Origin of the sequence: Telmatocola sphagniphila, from assembly GCF_018398935.1 — a bacterium.
GTDB classification, from domain to species: domain Bacteria; phylum Planctomycetota; class Planctomycetia; order Gemmatales; family Gemmataceae; genus Telmatocola; species Telmatocola sphagniphila.
Map to the genome: position 1 here is coordinate 4,677,200 of NZ_CP074694.1, position 17,703 is coordinate 4,694,902.

13 protein-coding genes are annotated in these 17,703 nt (G+C 54.7%); 9 read left to right on the top strand and 4 right to left on the bottom strand.

Annotated features, from left to right (window positions below):
- The first annotated feature begins 26 nt into the window (after window positions 1-26).
- From KIH39_RS18780 to KIH39_RS18795, 4 genes are all read left to right on the top strand, one after another.
- The gene (locus KIH39_RS18780) at window positions 27-1,844 is read left to right on the top strand and encodes a chemotaxis protein CheW (protein ID WP_213494764.1); all 1,818 of its coding nucleotides are present in this window, start codon (window positions 27-29) and stop codon (window positions 1,842-1,844) included.
- Between the two features lie 95 nt (window positions 1,845-1,939).
- Window positions 1,940-3,433, top strand: coding sequence for a methyl-accepting chemotaxis protein (locus KIH39_RS18785; protein WP_213494765.1), 1,494 nt, complete (start codon window positions 1,940-1,942; stop codon window positions 3,431-3,433).
- A 40-nt stretch (window positions 3,434-3,473) separates the two neighbouring features.
- Window positions 3,474-6,440, top strand: a complete 2,967-nt coding sequence (locus KIH39_RS18790) for a hybrid sensor histidine kinase/response regulator (protein ID WP_213494766.1) — start codon at window positions 3,474-3,476, stop codon at window positions 6,438-6,440.
- A gap of 37 nt (window positions 6,441-6,477) precedes the next feature.
- Complete coding sequence (locus tag KIH39_RS18795; RefSeq protein ID WP_213494767.1) at window positions 6,478-6,894, top strand: TIGR03067 domain-containing protein; 417 nt, start codon at window positions 6,478-6,480, stop codon at window positions 6,892-6,894.
- A 484-nt stretch (window positions 6,895-7,378) separates the two neighbouring features.
- Here the strand turns inward: KIH39_RS18795 and KIH39_RS18800 are convergent, their stop codons facing one another.
- A complete protein-coding gene (locus KIH39_RS18800) occupies window positions 7,379-10,129 on the bottom strand; it encodes a M14 family metallopeptidase (protein ID WP_213494768.1) in 2,751 nt (916 codons plus the stop codon).
- Between the two features lie 122 nt (window positions 10,130-10,251).
- On the opposite strand from KIH39_RS18800, the gene KIH39_RS18805 reads away from it, so the two are divergent.
- Window positions 10,252-10,560, top strand: a complete 309-nt coding sequence (locus KIH39_RS18805; RefSeq protein WP_246539342.1) for a tetratricopeptide repeat protein — start codon at window positions 10,252-10,254, stop codon at window positions 10,558-10,560.
- A gap of 9 nt (window positions 10,561-10,569) precedes the next feature.
- Here KIH39_RS18805 and KIH39_RS18810 read toward each other — a convergent pair whose 3' ends face one another.
- Together KIH39_RS18810 and KIH39_RS18815 are read right to left on the bottom strand one after the other, a co-directional pair.
- Entirely contained in the window at window positions 10,570-10,947 is a 378-nt protein-coding gene (locus tag KIH39_RS18810; protein WP_213494769.1) for a CoA-binding protein, read from the bottom strand.
- A gap of 105 nt (window positions 10,948-11,052) precedes the next feature.
- Window positions 11,053-11,358, bottom strand: a complete 306-nt coding sequence (locus KIH39_RS18815) for a hypothetical protein (RefSeq protein WP_213494770.1) — start codon at window positions 11,356-11,358, stop codon at window positions 11,053-11,055.
- A gap of 249 nt (window positions 11,359-11,607) precedes the next feature.
- On the opposite strand from KIH39_RS18815, the gene KIH39_RS18820 reads away from it, so the two are divergent.
- Window positions 11,608-14,370: an ABC transporter substrate-binding protein gene (locus KIH39_RS18820; protein WP_213494771.1), complete on the top strand. Its 2,763-nt coding sequence runs from the start codon at window positions 11,608-11,610 to the stop codon at window positions 14,368-14,370.
- A gap of 18 nt (window positions 14,371-14,388) precedes the next feature.
- Window positions 14,389-14,820 (top strand): TIGR03067 domain-containing protein, encoded by a 432-nt coding sequence (locus KIH39_RS18825; RefSeq protein ID WP_213494772.1) that lies wholly within the window; start codon window positions 14,389-14,391, stop codon window positions 14,818-14,820.
- A 175-nt stretch (window positions 14,821-14,995) separates the two neighbouring features.
- On the opposite strand, the gene KIH39_RS18830 is transcribed toward KIH39_RS18825, so the two are convergent.
- Window positions 14,996-15,349, bottom strand: a complete 354-nt coding sequence (locus KIH39_RS18830) for a hypothetical protein (protein ID WP_213494773.1) — start codon at window positions 15,347-15,349, stop codon at window positions 14,996-14,998.
- A 541-nt stretch (window positions 15,350-15,890) separates the two neighbouring features.
- On the opposite strand from KIH39_RS18830, the gene KIH39_RS18835 reads away from it, so the two are divergent.
- Together KIH39_RS18835 and KIH39_RS18840 are read left to right on the top strand one after the other, a co-directional pair.
- Window positions 15,891-16,895, top strand: coding sequence for a hypothetical protein (locus tag KIH39_RS18835; protein WP_213494774.1), 1,005 nt, complete (start codon window positions 15,891-15,893; stop codon window positions 16,893-16,895).
- A gap of 292 nt (window positions 16,896-17,187) precedes the next feature.
- Complete coding sequence (locus KIH39_RS18840; RefSeq protein WP_213494775.1) at window positions 17,188-17,703, top strand: hypothetical protein; 516 nt, start codon at window positions 17,188-17,190, stop codon at window positions 17,701-17,703.

The window sequence follows — 17,703 nt, forward strand, 5'->3', positions numbered from 1 at the left end:
GGCACTGCAACGGGGTTGCCGCTGCTATGACACCTCCAGAAGAAGAGGAAAATATCTCGTTCGAGCTGGTTCTGCCCGGTGCAGACGAGCCATCGAGTATTGGTTGGCTGGCTCCGCCGAGTCCCCCGGACGGGAATGAATCTCCTCTTCCCGGCTGGCTCAACAACGAAACTTCGGGAGAGGAATTTCGTTCGGGACTGGTCCCTTCTTCCCCCACGATTATCCGCAAGGTTCGGCAATCCACGCTGATCGTTCGCCGAGATGAAATCGAGCGGGATGCTTTAACCGCCAAAGCCCCGAATGTGCCGAATGCATCGACACTTCCTCCCGAAGCTCTGAAAAAAGCCGTCAAGAATCCCCTGGTTTACGGGCTCATCGCCAAAGTTTCGCTGCCGCGCCCCGCTTTTCAGTTTAAGATCGAACACGATCTGCCCGCGAATGTCGCATTACTGGATGTGAAACCGAAAGCGGCGGTCGTTGGCAATCGCATCATCTGGAGTTTCGGCCGCGTTGATCCGGGCCAGGAAATCCGCCTTCAACTGGTGATTCAGCCCGAGGAAGGTGCGGTCATCAACCCGTCCGACCTCGCCGTCTTTGAAGCCGGTTACAAGCAATCGCTGCATTTTCAAACGCCCATCGCCCGGCCGCGGCTGTCGGCAGTGGCAGATGGTCCCATTGAAATGCCGATGGGAACCTGGGAAACCGTCCGGCTGCAAATTCGCAATTCGGGCAACTGGCCGGTGAAGAACGCCATTGTTCGCGGACTGCTGCCGACCGGCTTGAAGCTCGGGGAAAATGCTCCGACTCAGGAAGAAATCGGTTTATTGCTGCCGGGAGAAGTTTACGAATTCAGCTACCGGGTGCGAGCCACGCAGGAAGGTCCGCAGACCATCCTCTTCGAACTCAGCGGTTCCGATAATACTTCCTGCCAGGTGGAACGGACCATCGTCGTCCTGGCCCCCAAGCTCGAACTTCGCATCCCGGGGCCAATTCGGGCGGCTCAGGATCAGGAAGTCGAATTTCAACTCGAGCTTTCCAACTTCGGCCGGGCCTGCACCGAGCAATACGAAGTGTATCTCGATTACTCGGCCCACCTTGAGCCACTCAAGTTCGAGCGCGGTTCCATCGATTCGGTCCGTCGTCGCCTGAGCTGGACGGGGCCGGCCATGCAGCCGAACTCGGAAGTCTCCTATCCCGTTCGCTTCAAGACCGCTCAACTGGGAATCGCCGAGTTGAACGTCGAAGTTCGAACGGCCAGCGGTGCACGCATCAAATCGAGCCGGTCGCTGACGATCGAAAAGCAAACCGACCGCAAGCGCGAGATTCAGGAACAGTTCATCGCGTCGATGGAAGCTCGACTCAACGTGGGATTTCCCGCAGTTAGCGGGGCCGCCGATGCGACTGTCGAAACCAGTCAGCACATCGTTTTCAGCATTCATAATTCCGATTTTGCTCTGCCGATGTCTGTCGTGCGTGAAGTCGGCCGGGCTCCTCATACGACACCGGTGCCCAACGTACCCGATTGGTTGGTAGGCCTGGCGAACATACGAGGCGAGATCGTCTCGGTCGTCGATCTCGCAGGCTTCCTGCAAATCAATTCCTCGGGCGATACGGCCGAGAAGCGAATTCTGGTCGTGCGTAGCCAGCAAAGCAGCGTGCAGACGGCCTTGATCGTCGATCGCATCCGCGGCCTGAGAAATTTGAACGAACAGACCTTGCAGCCTATGGAAATCGCGTCGCCGTTCGTGCGCGGCCGAGTCGAATCGCAAGGTCTGGAGATATCGCTTCTGCAGACGGAGGAGATGTTGAATTCTCCCCAGATGCGGCAGTTTGAAATTTATTAATGGCCTGACGGCCGACCTCCGCCGCTCCCGTACGAGCGTGGAGAGTATTAACCGATTGAGTAGATCTCGAACTCTATTGAGAGTAGGTAGAACTGATGAACCCCTTATCGAAATTCAGCAACCTGCGCGTCTGGCAGAAACTGACTCTCGTGGCCGTGGCCCTGACCATGCCGATCCTGATGCTCGCTTATCTGACCATCGCGGGTGGTCGGGGCGAACAGTCTTCGGTCACTGCCTTCGTGGTCATTCTTTTAGGGGGCGGCCTGGCCGGCTGGCTGATGTATGCGATCACCCGCTCGGTGAATCGGCAGACGCAGTCGATCCGCGCCATGTTCGAGCAGATTTCAGTCGGGAATATCGACGCCCGAGCCGAAGTGATCACCGGGGATGAACTCGGCGAGATCGCCAACGGCCTCAACGCCATGATGGATAACATGCGAAGCCTCATCCAGTCGCGCGAAGAGCGAGATCGGATGCAGGGCGCAGTTATGAAACTGCTCGAAGAAGTTTCCGGCGTCGCCGATGGGGACCTCACTAAGGAAGCCGAAGTGACCGCCGATGTGACTGGCGCCATCGCCGACTCGTTCAACTATATGATCGGCCAGTTGCGAATGGTTATCGGCAACGTGCAGCAGACCACTCGCCAGGTTTCCCGCTCGGCCACCGATGTCTACTCCTCCGCGAAGAATCTGGTGGGCGGTACCGAACAGCAATCGAAGCAGATCGTCAGTACTTCCGAGGCCGTCGAAGAGATGGCGGGCTCGATTCAACAGGTTTCGGAAAACGCCATCGTCTCGGCTCAAGTGGCCGAGCAGGCTCTGAAGAATGCCCAGGCTGGTAACTCGGCCGTGAAGAATACCATCTCCGGGATGGACCGCATTCGCGATCAGGTGCAGGAAACGGCAAAACGCATCAAGCGGCTGGGTGAATCGACGCAGGAAATCGGACAGATCGTGCAGTTGATCGACGATATCGCCGACCGCACTTCGATCCTCGCTTTGAACGCTTCGATCCAAGCCTCGATGGCCGGGGAATCGGGCCGCGGCTTTGCGGTGGTCGCCGAGGAAGTGGAACGATTGGCCGATCGGTCGACCGATGCCACCCGCAAGATTGCCACGCTGGTGAAGACGATTCAATCGGAAACCAACGAAGCGGTCGGGGCCATGGAAAAGGGTATTCAGGAGGTGGTGGAAGGTTCTCGCCTCGCTTCGCAGGCCGGTCAATCGCTGGCGGAAATTGAAGCCGTTTCCAAGAAACTGGCCGAGTTGATTTCCTCGATCTCGACCGCATCCCGTCAGCAGGCCAGAGCCTCTGAAGGGGTGGCCAAGTCGATGAACGAAATTTCCGCAATCACCCAATCGACCGCGGCGGGTACCAAGAACGCGGCTTTAGCAGTCTCCAATCTCGCCGGACTGGCAGAAGATCTTCGACAATCGGTTTCGATGTTCCGCTTACCGCGAACCGGCCAGACTGAAGACGGCACCTCGAATTCTCCCCGAGCAACTCGGGCCGGCCTGGATCTCTCTTCCATGCCGAATGTGGGCGGCAATAACAAACCCAAAGAAGCGATGCCGGTAACCCGGTTCTAGAAATCGAAACTCTATGGATTTCAGTACCGGAGATACTCCGATGAAGAAGAAACCCGATGCGGAACTGCTGGCCGATTTCGTCGCCGAGGCCAAGCAGTATCTGACGCTGATTCCCGGTTATCTGGAGACTTTTCTGGCCGATAACAGCCAGGGAGAATCGATCCAGGAAGTCTTCCGGCTCTCGCACAGCATCAAGGGCGCGGCCTCGATGGTCGGCCTTCCGGAACTGAGCGAACTGGGTTACAAGCTGGAGCGCGCGGCCGAGGAAATCGGGATGAATCCCGAGTGGGCCAGCACGGATAATCTCGAGTTGTTCCAGGAAACCCTGAACATCATCGGCGCTTATCTGGAGCGCTGTGCCGACGGCGATTACGAGGATACTTCCGATCTTCAGGCTCTGACGCAAATCTGGGAAGAACCCACAGCCGCCTTCTCCGCCGAATCTCCTTCGCGTTTGCTGAAGATGGACTATAGCGAGGAGGGCCCGGATTTCGGTTTCGATCCCGGCGAGCCCGACCTGGGAAGTTTCGAGCCCGCCGTCGCCGAAGAAAACAGCAGCAGCGAACCCATCCCGCCGGAACTTCTGGAAATCTTCGCGTTGGAAGCGGAAGATCACCTCAAGAATATCACCACGCTGCTTCCCGAATTGCAGAACCAGCCGGAAGCCCGCGATCTGATTCAACAGATCCGCCGCAGCGCTCATACGCTAAAGGGCTCGGCGGCCATGGTCGGCTTCCACGACATCACCCATCTGTCGCACCGGATGGAAGATCTACTCGATCAGATGTACGAGGAAGGACGCAAGACGACCCCGGAGATTCTGAGCATCCTGTTCAAATCGACGGACGTGCTGGAAGACCTTTCCAAGGGCCAGAATCGTTCGAGCGAACTGAAAGCCCTCTACGGCGATTTCGAACAGATCCTTCAAGGAACCCCACTGGAATCGGCCGTCGAAGCCGAGGCCCCAGCGACGGTCGCCGTACCCGTCGAAAGACCCCCCGAGCCCAAGAATGCCCCGATTCCCGCACTGGAGCGGATTGCGGCGGCTCTGGCTGCGGGCAAATTGGTCGCTCCGGCTCCGGCAGCGGCGACTCCCGAGAAAGCCCGCCGCTCGGGCCAGTTTCTGCGCGTGCCGATCGAAAAATTGGACGATCTGGTGCGCCTGATTGGCGAGCTGGTCATCAGCCGAACCGAATTCGAACAACGCCTCAGCAATTACGTCCGCCAGATCGAAGAACTCCAGCTAAGCTCCTCGCGGCTGCGCCGTGCGGCCACCAAGCTGGAAACCGAATACGAAGCCCGCACGCTGGCCAGCAGCCGGTTGCGCAACTTCCCCGGTAAGAACGGCTCTTACCCGATGTTGTCGCTGGCTAACATGCCGAGCTACGGTTTCGACGATCTGGAAATGGATCGCTATACCGAATTTCATCTGCTCTCGCGCGAGCTCTCCGAAACCACCAACGACGTTCAGTCCATCGTCTCCGAGCTGTCAGCTCTCAACGGCGATTTCGAGGGTTACCTGACTCGCCAGACCCGTCTGAGCTCCGAAGTGCAGGACAAGTTAATGGGCGTGCGGATGGTTCCCATCGGCATGCTGGCCCCGAGGTTGCAGCGAACTATACGCAATGCCGCCGACACCTGCGGCAAGCAGGCCCTTCTGGTTATCGAGGGAGAGAATACCGAACTCGATACGACGGTGCTGGATGATATGGCCGAGCCCCTGTTGCACATTCTGCGCAACGCCGTCGACCATGGGATTGAGACTCCGGAAGTTCGCCAGCAAGCCGGGAAACCGGAAGAAGGCACCATACGGATTCGCGCCTTCCCCGAAGGTTCACAGATCGTTCTGCAGATCCTCGACGATGGTCGGGGAATCAACCCGAACGAATTGCGCGAAGTCATCGCCTCGCGCGGGATAGCCTCTGCTAAGGATCTGGCCCAGCAAAGCGATCAGGAAATCTACCAATACCTTTTTGCTCCCGGCTTCAGCACCGCTAAAACCATCAGCGAAATTTCCGGTCGCGGCGTCGGCCTGGATATCGTCAATAACCTCGTGCATAAGCTCAAGGGAACGGTGAAAATCACCTCGGAATTCGGGGTGGGCACGACCTTCACCATTCGATTGCCGCTCACACTCGCGGCCATGAAAGCCTTGTTAGTGCGCTCGGGTGATCAGACATTTGCCCTGCCACTGGGCGCTGTGAAACAGATCCTTCGTCTTGAGCCCGAGATGCTGGAAATGGAAAACGATAAACCGATTGTGACGGTGAATGGCGAAACCTATCCACTGGTGCATCTGGGCCACGCGCTGAACCTGAAGAAGCCGGTCGACGAGAATGTCAAACGGTTGCCGGTCGCAATTATCCGAACCGGCGAGCGGGATATCGCACTGGCCGTCGATCATCTGCAGGGGGGCCGCGAAATCGTCGTGAAGAATTTGGGGACCCACGTCCGGCAGGTGCACGGAATCGCCGGGGCCACCATTATGGGGGATGGCTCGGTAGTTCTGATTGTCAATCCTTCCGATCTGGATCGCGAATATCGACCCCGGCAGTTTCTGGCCTCACTCCCGCAAAGTCCTGCGTACACGCCAAAGTCGCTCGACAGCGACCGCCGCTTGAACGTACTGGTTGTGGACGATTCGCCGAGTGTGCGCCGGGTGGTCAGTTCGATCTTCAAGCGCGTCAACTGGACTTCCTCTTCCGCGAAAGATGGGATCGAAGCGCTGGAATTTCTTCATCAGGCGAACGAATACCCCGATGCGATCATGCTCGACATCGAGATGCCGCGCATGGATGGTTACGAATTCCTTTCGACCATCCGTTCGATGGAGGGTTTCGAAGAGATTCCCGTGGTCATGGTGACTTCACGCGCGGGCGACAAGCATCGCCGCAAGGCCATGGAGTTGGGGGCCAATGCCTATCTGGTCAAACCGTATCAGGACGATCAGCTGATTCAGATCATTCGCGACATCGTGCGGGCATCGGCGGTCTCGGCCCTATATTAAGGGTGTGAATTTTTTCGATTCCGTCCGAGATGAACCGATGCGTACGCTTGTTTTCTTTCTGCTCTTCGGCGGCTGCGTGCTGGCTCAGAAGCCGGCCGAGGAGATCAAACGCTTCGATGGAAAATGGCGGGTTCTCTTAGCTACCAAGCGCGGCGAAACCCAGGACGATGCCCATCTGAAAAAAATGACCGTCACCTTCAAAGACGGCTCGATGATCATTCAGGATGGAGCCATTGAAGAAAAAGCCAAGTTTACCATCGACCCCACCACCAAACCCGCCAGCATTTTTATTGAATCAGAAAAAGGATCCAGCAAGGCGAGTGGCATATATCAATTCGAGCTACTCACGCTGAAGCTGGCGTGGTCCTTATCGGGGGAGGAGAAGCCGACGAAGTTCTCCGAGAAACCGGAAGCCACGGTGACATCGCTGACGCTGCAAAGGGTGAAAGAATGAATTCGCTGGGGTGATGGAAACGGGATTTTAATCCCCCCGGGTAGACCGAAACGGTCAACCCGAGGCTTCGATCTGGATGCCCTCCGGGCATACAAAAAATAATACAAATCAGGAATCAACCCGAGGCTTCGATCTGGATGCCCTCCGGGCATCCCACCTTTTGTTTGCGTTTTGTATTTTGAAGCCCGGAGGGCTTCCAGATTTCAGACCCGGATTGCTCGCTTCGAGCTATCCGGGAGGGGTACATAATATATGAACACCGGAATATTCCACGGGTGGACCGAAACGGCGTTTTCTACCCCGGGTAGACCGAAACGGTCAACCCGAGGCTTCGATCTGGATGCCCTCCGGGCATCCCACTATTTGTTTGCGTTTTGTATTTTGAAGCCCGGAGGGCTTCCAGATTTAAGACCCGGATTGCTCGCTTCGAGCTATCCGGGGATAAAATCCAATCGCTCGCTTCGAGCTATCCGGGCAAGTCAAATTACCTCACCCCCGCCTGCACGATCCCATTGAACAGGAATTTGTAAGTGCCATGTGGCTGTGCCCGGAACAGAATCTGCGGGCCGAAGAAGACCACCCGGCCCTTGCCGACCGTGGCGTCGACGATGGCCGTGCCGCCGTTGAGGTATTCCGGACCCCAGATCCATCCGCTGCGCAGGACGTTTTTCCCCTCATACCACGCGACGCGATGCAGGCCGGCCTTCTCCGCATCGGCACCCAGCTTGAACGTCGGGCTGCTGCCGAAGTTCACATCGACCTCGGACTCCAGACCCCAGGCAAGATTGCTTGCGGTATCCACCTTCGCCCGGAGAATCGAAGGGGGCACATAGAACTTCTCGGCGGGTAAAGCTTTCTCCGGGTTATCTTTCTCCACCAGGAAATTCGAGATCGGCAGGTTGAGTTCCTTGCTCAGACTGGTGGAACTTCCAATGGTCAGAATAGTTCCGCCCGCTTCCAGGAACTTCTTCAATTCGGGAATAGTTTTCTCCGAGGTAATGTTGCCTTGCTGACCTTGATATTCGGGTGGCAGATTGGAACCTTTGCCTTCGGCCATTTCGCCGTTGTCACCGCCACCGGCACCTCCCTTGGGACGCGGGCCAGAGCGACCGGTGATCGCTCCATCGACGAAAATCAGCACATCATATTTCTCGGCCAACCCGCCCTTATCCAGCTCAGGAGCAAATACCACTTTGTGCGGGAATTCAAAACCTTCGAGGATGTAGCGAGTCCAGCCGGAGGGCATCGAGCCACCGTAGCGATCCCACAGTCCGATGCGGACGGGCTTCAGGGTGATCGCTTCTTTATCCGGCGCTGTCGGCGTACCACGAAACGAAGTGCCGATTTCGGTGGCGATCTTTTCAAGCGCTGCCAGTGTACTCGGCTTCTTGGGGATGAAGAACATCCCGGCCGGGTGCTTAATGCCCTGAACCGTAAACTCCTCCTTCAATCGGCGAACTTCTTCCCCCGCTTTAAGGAGTCGATTCACCGCCCGGAAAGAGTCGTTGGTCTTTTGACTTAAGAAAAAGCCGACCGCTCCTTCTGTATCGAGCACCTTACCCGGCGGTGGGCCGAGCACATCAGGAACTTCAGCGAACGGGCCATCGAAGCCGTCGAGAATCCGGTCGAACTTCACCCCCATCTGATACGCCAGCGTATACCCGGCGGCATCGTAAGGCCGAGTGGGGGCCGCACCGGGATAGGGAATATCGTTGGGGTGATCCTGCGGTTCGAACATATCGAGCACATGAGCCCGAAACGCCTGAGCCGATTTGACGACCAGCGAACCGGCCGGGTATTTTTTCTTGTTCACTTCGAAATCGGCGGTTGCTTTGCGAACCTTGACACCGGCCTGAATCAATTTGTTCACGAACTTGGTGGCCGTCAGAAAATCGGGCTGATCGGATGGAATGATGTAGCCGCGCGGATCACGCTTGGCCGGGTCGTGGAAGAATTTTTCGTAATCGGCGGCCCCACCCCCACGATTGGCCCGGGCCGCTTCGACGATCTTCGGCGTGGTCGTCCAGCTATCCCGATTGCCGCGATCAATTGCATTCTTGCCCATCAAATAAATGTTGTACAGCAAGTGTTCCCGATAGCGTGAAGCATAATCCAGCACCGCTTTATTGGCCGTGACCGAGTAATCGACCGACTGCCGGAAATGCCAGACTTGTGGAGCAATCGGAGAGAGGTAATCGGCTTTAGGTAACAGCTTGGCCGGTTGGTAAGCCACCCGCGACGGAGTCGGGCTGCCGATAGTTTCGGACAGCAAACCGATCATGTTGTGAAAACCGGTCGTGGTGCGCAGGCCACCGTTGAACCAGGTGGAATAGGGAGCTCCGCTGCGAACGGTGACGCCCGGCTTTCCTTCCGCCAGAAAGCGGTTCATCATAGCCGCGCCGACGGCGTCGATGCCACTGAGCACCATCGGATCCATATTGTAATTGGCCGGGTCGCGAAACGGCGGAATGAACATCACGGTACCGATGGGCCCGGTCTGGTGGTGGTTGTACATAATCTGCGGAAACCATTCGCGATAGAGCACGCGATTCATATTGATGGTCTCGGCCAGATTGTTGGCGTAAAAATCGCGGTTGTTATCGTGCCCGGCGTACTTCTCGTAGAGTCGGGGCAAGCCTTGGAGTGTTCGCTTGGTGGGATCTTTCTCGCGCATGTACCAATTGGCAACCAGATCCTGGCCATCCGGATTGGCATGAACCAGCAGAATGATCGTGTCGTCCAGAAAGCGCAGTGTCTCGGCATCTTTCCCTGACGTCAGCTGATAAGCCATTTCGATGAGAACCTGGGCACAGAGGCTTTCACTGGCGTGCAAGCCGCCATCGAGCCAGACGACCGATTTGCCTTCTTGAGCCAGCTTGCGAGCCTCTTCCGGCGTCACTCCTTCGGCCAGAGCAAGCTTGCGGGAAATCTCGCGATACCGATCTAACTTCTTATGATTGGCGGCTGAGGTAACAATCGCCAGACACTGCGGACGGCCTTCTTCAGTCTTGCCGAATTCGACGACCTTGAAGCGGTCCGATTCTTTTTCGAGCTTCTTCCAGTAATCGAGTAGCTGCGTGTAATTGGCGAGCTGGTAGTCATCCCCGACGTTGAAGCCCAGGGCCTGTTTCGGGGTAGTGATCGCCTGGGCCGGGCCACGATCCTGCGCGAATAATTGGGGAGAGGTGACAAAGATCCAAAAGACGAATAAGGAATTTCGTGAGAAAAGTCTCATAGTTATGCGGTCCCCAGGGATCTATTTCCTATCGATAATCTCAGCGTATGTTACTGGTTTGAAACGCGAGTTTGAAAAAATTTCGGGCGGAGCCATCCGCCCCCCCAATATCGAGGATTACGATGACGCCACGCATGGCCCAGTTGCAAGCACTGCTTGCGGAAGACCCCAAGGATTCCTTTTTGCGTTACGGTCTGGCTTTGGAATATTCCAGCAGTGGCGACGATGTCACTGCGGCGAATAAGCTCAAGGAATTATTGGCGGAAGATGAGTACGTGCCGGGCTTCCTGATGGCCGGGCAGATTTTGCACCGGCTGGATCGCGATGCGGAAGCGGTGGAATTATTGCGCAAAGGAATCGAAGCGGCCCGGCGCCAAGGCAATGCTCATGCCGCCGGGGAAATGGAAGGTTTGCTGGTGACGCTGGAGTAGGCGAATCGCTTAGCCCATCATGTATTGGGCGGGGCTGACGCCGAGATCGATGATGCTGCAGCCCACGATCACGTTCAGGCCGAGGTTGTGCGCTTTATCCACCACTTCGGGAGTATCGACACCCGGGTTCAACCAGAGTTCGCCGACTTCGATCTCCGCCAGTTCGTCCAGGACTTCCAGAGCCTTGGCGGGAGGCAGATAAATACTGACGCGATCGAGGTAGACCGGTACATCCGTGATGCTGCGATAGGCGGTATGCCCCTCAATAATCGGCTCGCTGGGATGCACGGGATAAACGTCGAAGCTGGCATCGGTATAGGCCCGAACGCAGATGTTGCCATACTTCTTGCGGTCGGAGCTGGCACCGATAACGGCAATGGAGGACATAGACAAGTTCCTATCAGAGGCGGGCGATTCTTATTTCAGGATACGTAAAAAAACCGCCTGTGAAACACAGACGGTTCATTATATAGCTCAGGAAGTTAAAGAAGCTTAGTTCTTCTTGCGTTCGCGCTTGGCTTCGGTAAGGTTGTCGCCATCAACGGTGATGGTGTACTTGCTGTCCTTCTTGGCCTTTTCGAAAAGCTTGGTCAATTCAATTTCGGTTTCTTCGCCGCCCTTGCTCTTCATCTTAATCTTGGCCTTGGGATCAACCTTGAAGCTCTTTTCCTTTTCTTCAATCGTGAAGGTGGCTTTGCCATCCTTATATTCTTTGAAGATCGCGCCTTTGATTTCTTCGGCGAAGATGCCGCCGACAGCCAACATCAGAGCGACCACAACTGCCAGAAACTTACGCATCGATATACTCCTCTTGAGCTATTACTGCTCGTTCCAGATGGATCCCCTACGACACCTCATCGCAGAGGATCTGGTTTCAATTTCAATTCTTCGAAATACGGCGCATCATTCAAGTTAAAAATCACTCATAATTAGCTATAGAACACCTACTCAGTCAATAGAATCCGCAGCTAATTGTGGAACGCCGCTGCTCTGGTATAATCAACCCTTAGCGAATCAATAAGTTTCGACGAGGAAGGACAATCCGCTATGAAATTCGTGTTAAACCCTTCCTGTCCGGTAAAAGCAAGCGGCGGTCGCTACTCCATACTGCCCATTCTGCGCGTCATCACTTTACTGCTGATTTGCTGGACGGCGGTTCCCCTGACCTTCGCTCAGCCACCGTTCCAGAAGCTGCCTCCCGAGGGTAAATCGGCCGGGAATCCACAAGGCTCCCAGAAGCCGCGAACCGAGGAAGAAGAAGAACCGGAGAAAAAAGATATCCCCCGTAAGGATATGCTGCCCAAAAAGAGTCCACCGCCCAAATCGGATGCGAATTCGAGTTTCAACAAGGGGGAAATTCCCGCTCGCAGCGAACTCCCGGCGGCTCTGGCCGAAGAGTCGCGGAAGACCAATCAGCCCCGGGAAATTCAGAACTTCTATTTTCGTCTGGCCGTGCCTTACGATATTCTCACGACCGGAGCCAATGTCGATTACAGTATCGTTCCTCTACCCGCTCGCGAACTCTCCGGCGAAACGATCCTCTTCACCAAGTTAGTCGGCGGTCAGCCCGAAAAGGAATACAAGCTCCCCACAGCCAATGTGGCCGGGGTGAAACCGTTCGAGGAAATCGTCTGCGATCAGGTCGACAGTTTTTTAGCGAGAAAGACCGAGTTAAAGCGGATTGTGGTTATCGAAACCGCACTCAAGGAATTGAAAGCGGCCGAAGCCTGGCACCGCCTCGCCCTCTCCTCTAACTTGCGTACCGGTGACGGCTGGCGACCGATGCAGGAGAAGTTATTAGCGAAGATCCTGCAGATGCGTCGCGAACTGCTGACCGCTTTTCAGCAGGCCAAATTGTGGGAGAACTCCGACAAGCTAGCTCAGGAATTGATCACCGCTTTTCCCAATGAACCAGCTGTAATGTTCGATGTGAACAAATACCGTCTACTGCGTGGCCGAGATACTCTGAAAAAAGAAAACGAGCAGGACTATCGCGACCTGCGCGAGAAGTTCCAGATTTTTCTGGCCCTGCCCGAGGCGGAAAATGACCCGATCACCCAATCGGTTCGCGTACTGCTTCGAGAGCATGCCAAAGAGATGGCTCGCAAAGCCAACGCTCAGCTGGGTAAGGGAGACGCTGCCGGGGCCTTGCAAACGCTCCGCGATGCGGAGACCTACGACCCCGATTCGAAAGAAATCAAGGACGCCCGCCTGACGATGAAAGCCCAGATTCTCTACGTTGGCGTGCCGAGCCTGCCAATTCACATGTCGCCGACTACTGCCCTCAGCGACAGCGAAAAATGGGCGATGGAACTGATCTTCGAATCGCTGCTGCAAACGATTCCCGATGATACCTTGGGGCGAATTTTCCGACCGCAACTAGCGGTTGATCTGCCTACCGGCAGCGGCGACTCGCGAACCTTCCGCTTGGCTAAAACTACGCGCTGGCCGGCCAATAATAACAAGGATGCCGTGACCGCCGCCGATGTCAGCGGTTCGCTGCGGCTCTATCGGAACTACCAGTTTGCACCAGGTATGGAAGATATCAGTCTGCTCGGGGAAGACGAGATTGAAGATTCCACTCGCATCAAACTCAAACTGCAGCAACGGCTGCTGGAACCGCTGCCGAGGTTCAACTTCAAGGTGCTGCCGGCTCGCACGGTGCCCGATCTGGATAGCGACCGGTTTTCGCGCAACCCCATGGGCAGCGGACCTTACATGTTCAAGGGTCTGCAAGTGGAATCGCCGGTGCGGACCTGTGCGGTGTTCGTTGCCAACCCGGCTTATGCCCATCGTCCGGAGCGCTTCGGCCTGCCAGTGATTCGGGAAATTCGCCTTTATGTTCCCCGGCCGGAGAATGTCGCCAGCGATTTCGAAAGCGGCCAGTTGCACATATTAGCGGATCCGGGAGCGGAGATTTTTGCTCGCAGCACCAACGAATCGAAGTTGGCCAACATGGTGCGCGGCTACACCATGGAGAACAATCGCCGTATCTGGATGCTGGCGATCAACCACCGTCGGCCGCCGTTGTGGAAGGACGATCTGCGCCGGGCGATTAACCACTCGATCGATCGCGAGCAGATTCTGACGGAAACGCAGCGACCGACCGGTACCAAATACCATCAGGTGCTCAATGGGCCGTTCCCGACCAACAGCTGGCCGACGCCGTCGCAGTCCAAGCCGCTATTTCAGCCGGAGTTGGCCAAGGGTCTGTTTGCCGAGTCGCTTAAGGAACCTCAGGCGTTTCCGATTCCGCTCAGTCTGTCGATTCGCTACTGCTCGGCCGATCCCGGCGCGGCGCAGGCCGCTTCGCAGATTAAAGAACATATCGAACGACAGTCGGACAAGAAGTTGCAACTGAAGATTGAGGGACTGGGCCGGGAAGAATTTCAAGAGCGGGTAATCAACCGCCACGAATTCGATCTGGCTTATACCTCCTTCGATTACAAGGATGACCAGTTCTGGCTCGGCGGCTTGCTGGATGGTAATGCCGCGGGGAACGATCAGCGAAATTTCCTCGGCTATTTGGGGCAGGATAGCGGCGCGAAAACGGAGGATAAACGGATTGCCGGAACGCTCGGCCAGATTCGCGGCACCACCGATTTTGCCAAGCTGAAAGAACAGATGAACGATCTGTTCGGCATGGTCAATTATCGAGTGCCGTTCGTGCCGTTGTGGCAGTTGGATCGGCAGATTGTGGTGCACTCCGGCCTGGAGATCCGCTTCGATTCGGCGACCCCGAGAAAAATTCCCAGCTCGCTGGATCCGGCCACGCTTTTTAATGGAATTGAATATTGGCGTTTGAAGTAGAGCAAAGGAAGGAACTTTATGAAATGGATGTCTAGCCTGTTGGTGATCTTGGTTCTGAGTGTATCGGCGCAGGCCGACGATTGGAAGACTCTGGAAGGGGTTTGGATTCCCGTCGGCATGGAACTAGGCGGGCAGAAATTCGAGGTCGGCCAGTTGAAGGATTCGAAGCTGAAATTAACCAAAGATAAATACGAACTGGTCTTTCAGGCGATCAACGACAAGGGGGACATCAAGCTCGACAGCACGATGAAGCCGAAGCAGATGGACATTACCAGCCGGGAAGGGACCGTTAAAGAGAACAAGGATAAAACGCTCCTGGCTATCTATGAGGTCAACGGCGATTATCTGCGCGTCTGCTATGCGCTGGAAGGCACCACCCGACCGACCGAGTTCAAAACGACGAAAGATAATGGCTTCTTCCTCGCGGAGTACAAGAGAGAGAAGAAGTAGGGGCAAGCGGTCAGAAGTCAGCGGTCAGCGGTCAGCGATCAGGGAGAGATAAGTTGGAAATTCCCTTTAGCCAGAAGAAATATTTCGGACTGCGCTCTGACAAAGTCCGTGCTTTAAAATTAAGTCGTTTCCAATTGAGAGAGCGCCGAGATTTTTCACTCGGCGTCTCATGAGATTATTTAATTTCGTATTCATATTTTTCAGTTTTTGCTTCGCCATTTGGAGGAGTGATAGTTATTTCAACCTCCACATTACCCTTTCCAGTTGATTGCAAATCAATTTCACGATCATTAGCACCTATAGGCTTGGCGCCATTAACCCGAATACTGATATTGTTTACTTTCTCTTTAGCCGGCCCTTTAACTTTCACGGCAAAATTAGTACCTGCGATACCTTTCACAGGAATTCTTACTATGTCAGTTTCCTTGACTTCAAATGGCTTAGCATCGTGCGGAATAACAATATCGTCAGCCAAAGCGGGGCCTGCAAGCAAAGCAAACAGCGCTATACCATAAAACATCTTACGCATTAATAATTCTCTCAAAAGGTTACAAGCAAACCAAAGGACAATTCGAATTTGAATTGCATACCAATTCATTAAATGAAATTTATAATCGAGTCAATGCTTAAGATGATGCAATGCGGGAAGATCCAAGATTAACACTTACAATACTTGGCTTTTCTGACCTTTAATAAAATTTTGAGAGTCTTTATTACTACAATTCAGTTGGTCGGACTTGCAATTCTTCAGTCTTGCTGTGTGTTTCGTAGCCAGGAATTACTTCGTTTGACACATATCCAAGCATCAGGTGCTTAGTTCAAATCGCTATTACCCCTCGGTGCCTTGGTTGTGATGAAGTCGTCATGCCTCAAAGATACCAATTCACTCCCAAGCAAGATACTATCTCTGGTCTATCGCCTTGAAACGAAGTGTGCGGTTGCCCCTGAATCTTTAAGCCGTGATCCTTCGAATCGGAATTGCGGCAGCGCGGCGGCATTATTCGGGCAGCCGAAGTACTCGAAACTTTTTCGGCCCGGCTGTCGTCTGAACTTGTAAGGAGCCAACCCAAATGAATGCCGCCATTTTCTTTACTTGCCTTCTACTCGCCGACACTCCCGTGGAGCCGATAGCTCACTGGCAGGGCAAGGTGGCCGATGACTCCCTTCAAAAAATCGCCCCGACCGAGGGCTATATTGCGAACGCTCAACTCCTGGAGAAGCTCTGGAAAGCCTGGAGGCCTAAAGAAGAAGTTCCCTCCGTGGATTTCAAAAAGGAACTCATTATTCTTGGCGTCATCCCAGGCCCCAATTCGATTGGAATTGTTCCCTCCGTGGATGACAAAGGCGATTTAAAATTTACCCTCCAAAGCACAGAGATCGGTGGTCCGGGCTTCGGCTACCATCTGGTCCAGATCAAGCGGGAGGGAGTGAAGACCATCAACGGAAAACCGATCGATGACAAGAAAAATGCTCCTGCAAAAGGGGATCTGACAGCCCTCGAGCAGAAATTGGTGGGTTCCTGGATCGGGCACGGACCGTGTGTGGGAAATTCCGTTTTTCAGCCGGACGGAACCTATCATCGATCGAATTACGGGCCAGGAGCCGGTATGTTTGAAACGGGGACCTGGAAAATGGAATGGAGCGAACTCCCACCGACTTTAGTACTGACGCCGTCGCCTACCAAAGGTCATGAAGCCGAAGAATCTTTTAAAGTCTATGTGGTTACGTTGAATGATAAACAGTTCGATTACCGCTGGACCAAATATAGCAATTCAAGAATTGAAAATCACCTGCGGGGCACGGAGTTGGACAACGTGAAGATTCGACTCAGCATCCTGGACAGTGCGACACAACGGTACCTTGGTAATACAGATCTGGGAGCCGGCGTTAACTACCCACCCCACCTCAAAACGCTGGTCGATAAAAAGATCCTGCGGCCGGAGGCTCTCCTCGATCCGTGGGGCAAAGAGTTCAAGTATGACGTTACCGGCAAACGATCGCAGGGAAAGGGTCCTGACATCTGGACCGAAACGCCGGACAAAAAAATCATCGCTAACTGGTTGATGAAAGAATAGAGGCCAGCTTTCAGCTTTCAGCTTTCAGCTAGAGATTAATTCACGTCGAAGTTTCGCCGCGAGATTCAAGTCGAGGAGTCGTTCCTCTTAGAAATTTGTTCCAAATTTAACTCACAGTTTCTAGCTGATTTCGCATCGCATTCAGCAGAAAGCCGAAGGCGGGACGCGGATCTCTCCCCACCTAAATTCCCGGCGATTCCCGATTTGCATATAGCTTAAGTTGACTTTCAGCGTATCAATAACTACGCACACTTCGATTACACAACCTCGGCCATCCGGAGGTGGGAAAATCATGAAAACGGCAACGGCGACCCGCTACAGCAAACTCATTCTTCCCATATTGGAGGAGGATCGTCTTCCCGACCTCGGCCCCGGACAACCGAACCTGAAAAAAAAAGTACTCCTCGAAGCGCTGACCCCCGAGAATGCATTTCCACGCGTCAATGATCCGAATATGGCCATGCTGTGCCTCGCGGCTCTCTGGCTGCGTCACGATTTTCTCGAAGAATCCCACGAAATCAGCCAGATCGTCAAAACCCCCAGCGGCAGCTACTGGCACGGCATCATGCACCGCCGGGAACCGGATGCCTGGAACGCCAAATACTGGTTCCGACAGACCGGCCGACATCCCGCTTTGAGAAAAATCAGCGATTCGTTCCGACGCGTCTACGATCCGCTCGAATTCGTGGATCGCTGCGAAAGCTACCGCGACACCGGCAGCCCGGATGAAATGGAATGCAAACAGATTCAGTTGCGCGAATGGGAAGTTTTATTCGATTGGTGTTACGATAAGGCAGTTAACGGCTAA

What these genes read in the sequence shown, in the direction of transcription:
- KIH39_RS18780 (WP_213494764.1), top strand. Translation starts at nt 27, where the DNA reads ATGACACCTCCAGAAGAAGAGGAAAATATCTCGTTCGAGCTGGTTCTG.
- KIH39_RS18785 (WP_213494765.1), top strand. Translation starts at nt 1,940, where the DNA reads ATGAACCCCTTATCGAAATTCAGCAACCTGCGCGTCTGGCAGAAACTG.
- KIH39_RS18790 (WP_213494766.1), top strand. Translation starts at nt 3,474, where the DNA reads ATGAAGAAGAAACCCGATGCGGAACTGCTGGCCGATTTCGTCGCCGAG.
- KIH39_RS18795 (WP_213494767.1), top strand. Translation starts at nt 6,478, where the DNA reads ATGCGTACGCTTGTTTTCTTTCTGCTCTTCGGCGGCTGCGTGCTGGCT.
- KIH39_RS18800 (WP_213494768.1), bottom strand. Translation starts at nt 10,129, where the DNA reads ATGAGACTTTTCTCACGAAATTCCTTATTCGTCTTTTGGATCTTTGTC.
- KIH39_RS18805 (WP_246539342.1), top strand. Translation starts at nt 10,252, where the DNA reads ATGACGCCACGCATGGCCCAGTTGCAAGCACTGCTTGCGGAAGACCCC.
- KIH39_RS18810 (WP_213494769.1), bottom strand. Translation starts at nt 10,947, where the DNA reads ATGTCCTCCATTGCCGTTATCGGTGCCAGCTCCGACCGCAAGAAGTAT.
- KIH39_RS18815 (WP_213494770.1), bottom strand. Translation starts at nt 11,358, where the DNA reads ATGCGTAAGTTTCTGGCAGTTGTGGTCGCTCTGATGTTGGCTGTCGGC.
- KIH39_RS18820 (WP_213494771.1), top strand. Translation starts at nt 11,608, where the DNA reads ATGAAATTCGTGTTAAACCCTTCCTGTCCGGTAAAAGCAAGCGGCGGT.
- KIH39_RS18825 (WP_213494772.1), top strand. Translation starts at nt 14,389, where the DNA reads ATGAAATGGATGTCTAGCCTGTTGGTGATCTTGGTTCTGAGTGTATCG.
- KIH39_RS18830 (WP_213494773.1), bottom strand. Translation starts at nt 15,349, where the DNA reads ATGCGTAAGATGTTTTATGGTATAGCGCTGTTTGCTTTGCTTGCAGGC.
- KIH39_RS18835 (WP_213494774.1), top strand. Translation starts at nt 15,891, where the DNA reads ATGAATGCCGCCATTTTCTTTACTTGCCTTCTACTCGCCGACACTCCC.
- KIH39_RS18840 (WP_213494775.1), top strand. Translation starts at nt 17,188, where the DNA reads ATGAAAACGGCAACGGCGACCCGCTACAGCAAACTCATTCTTCCCATA.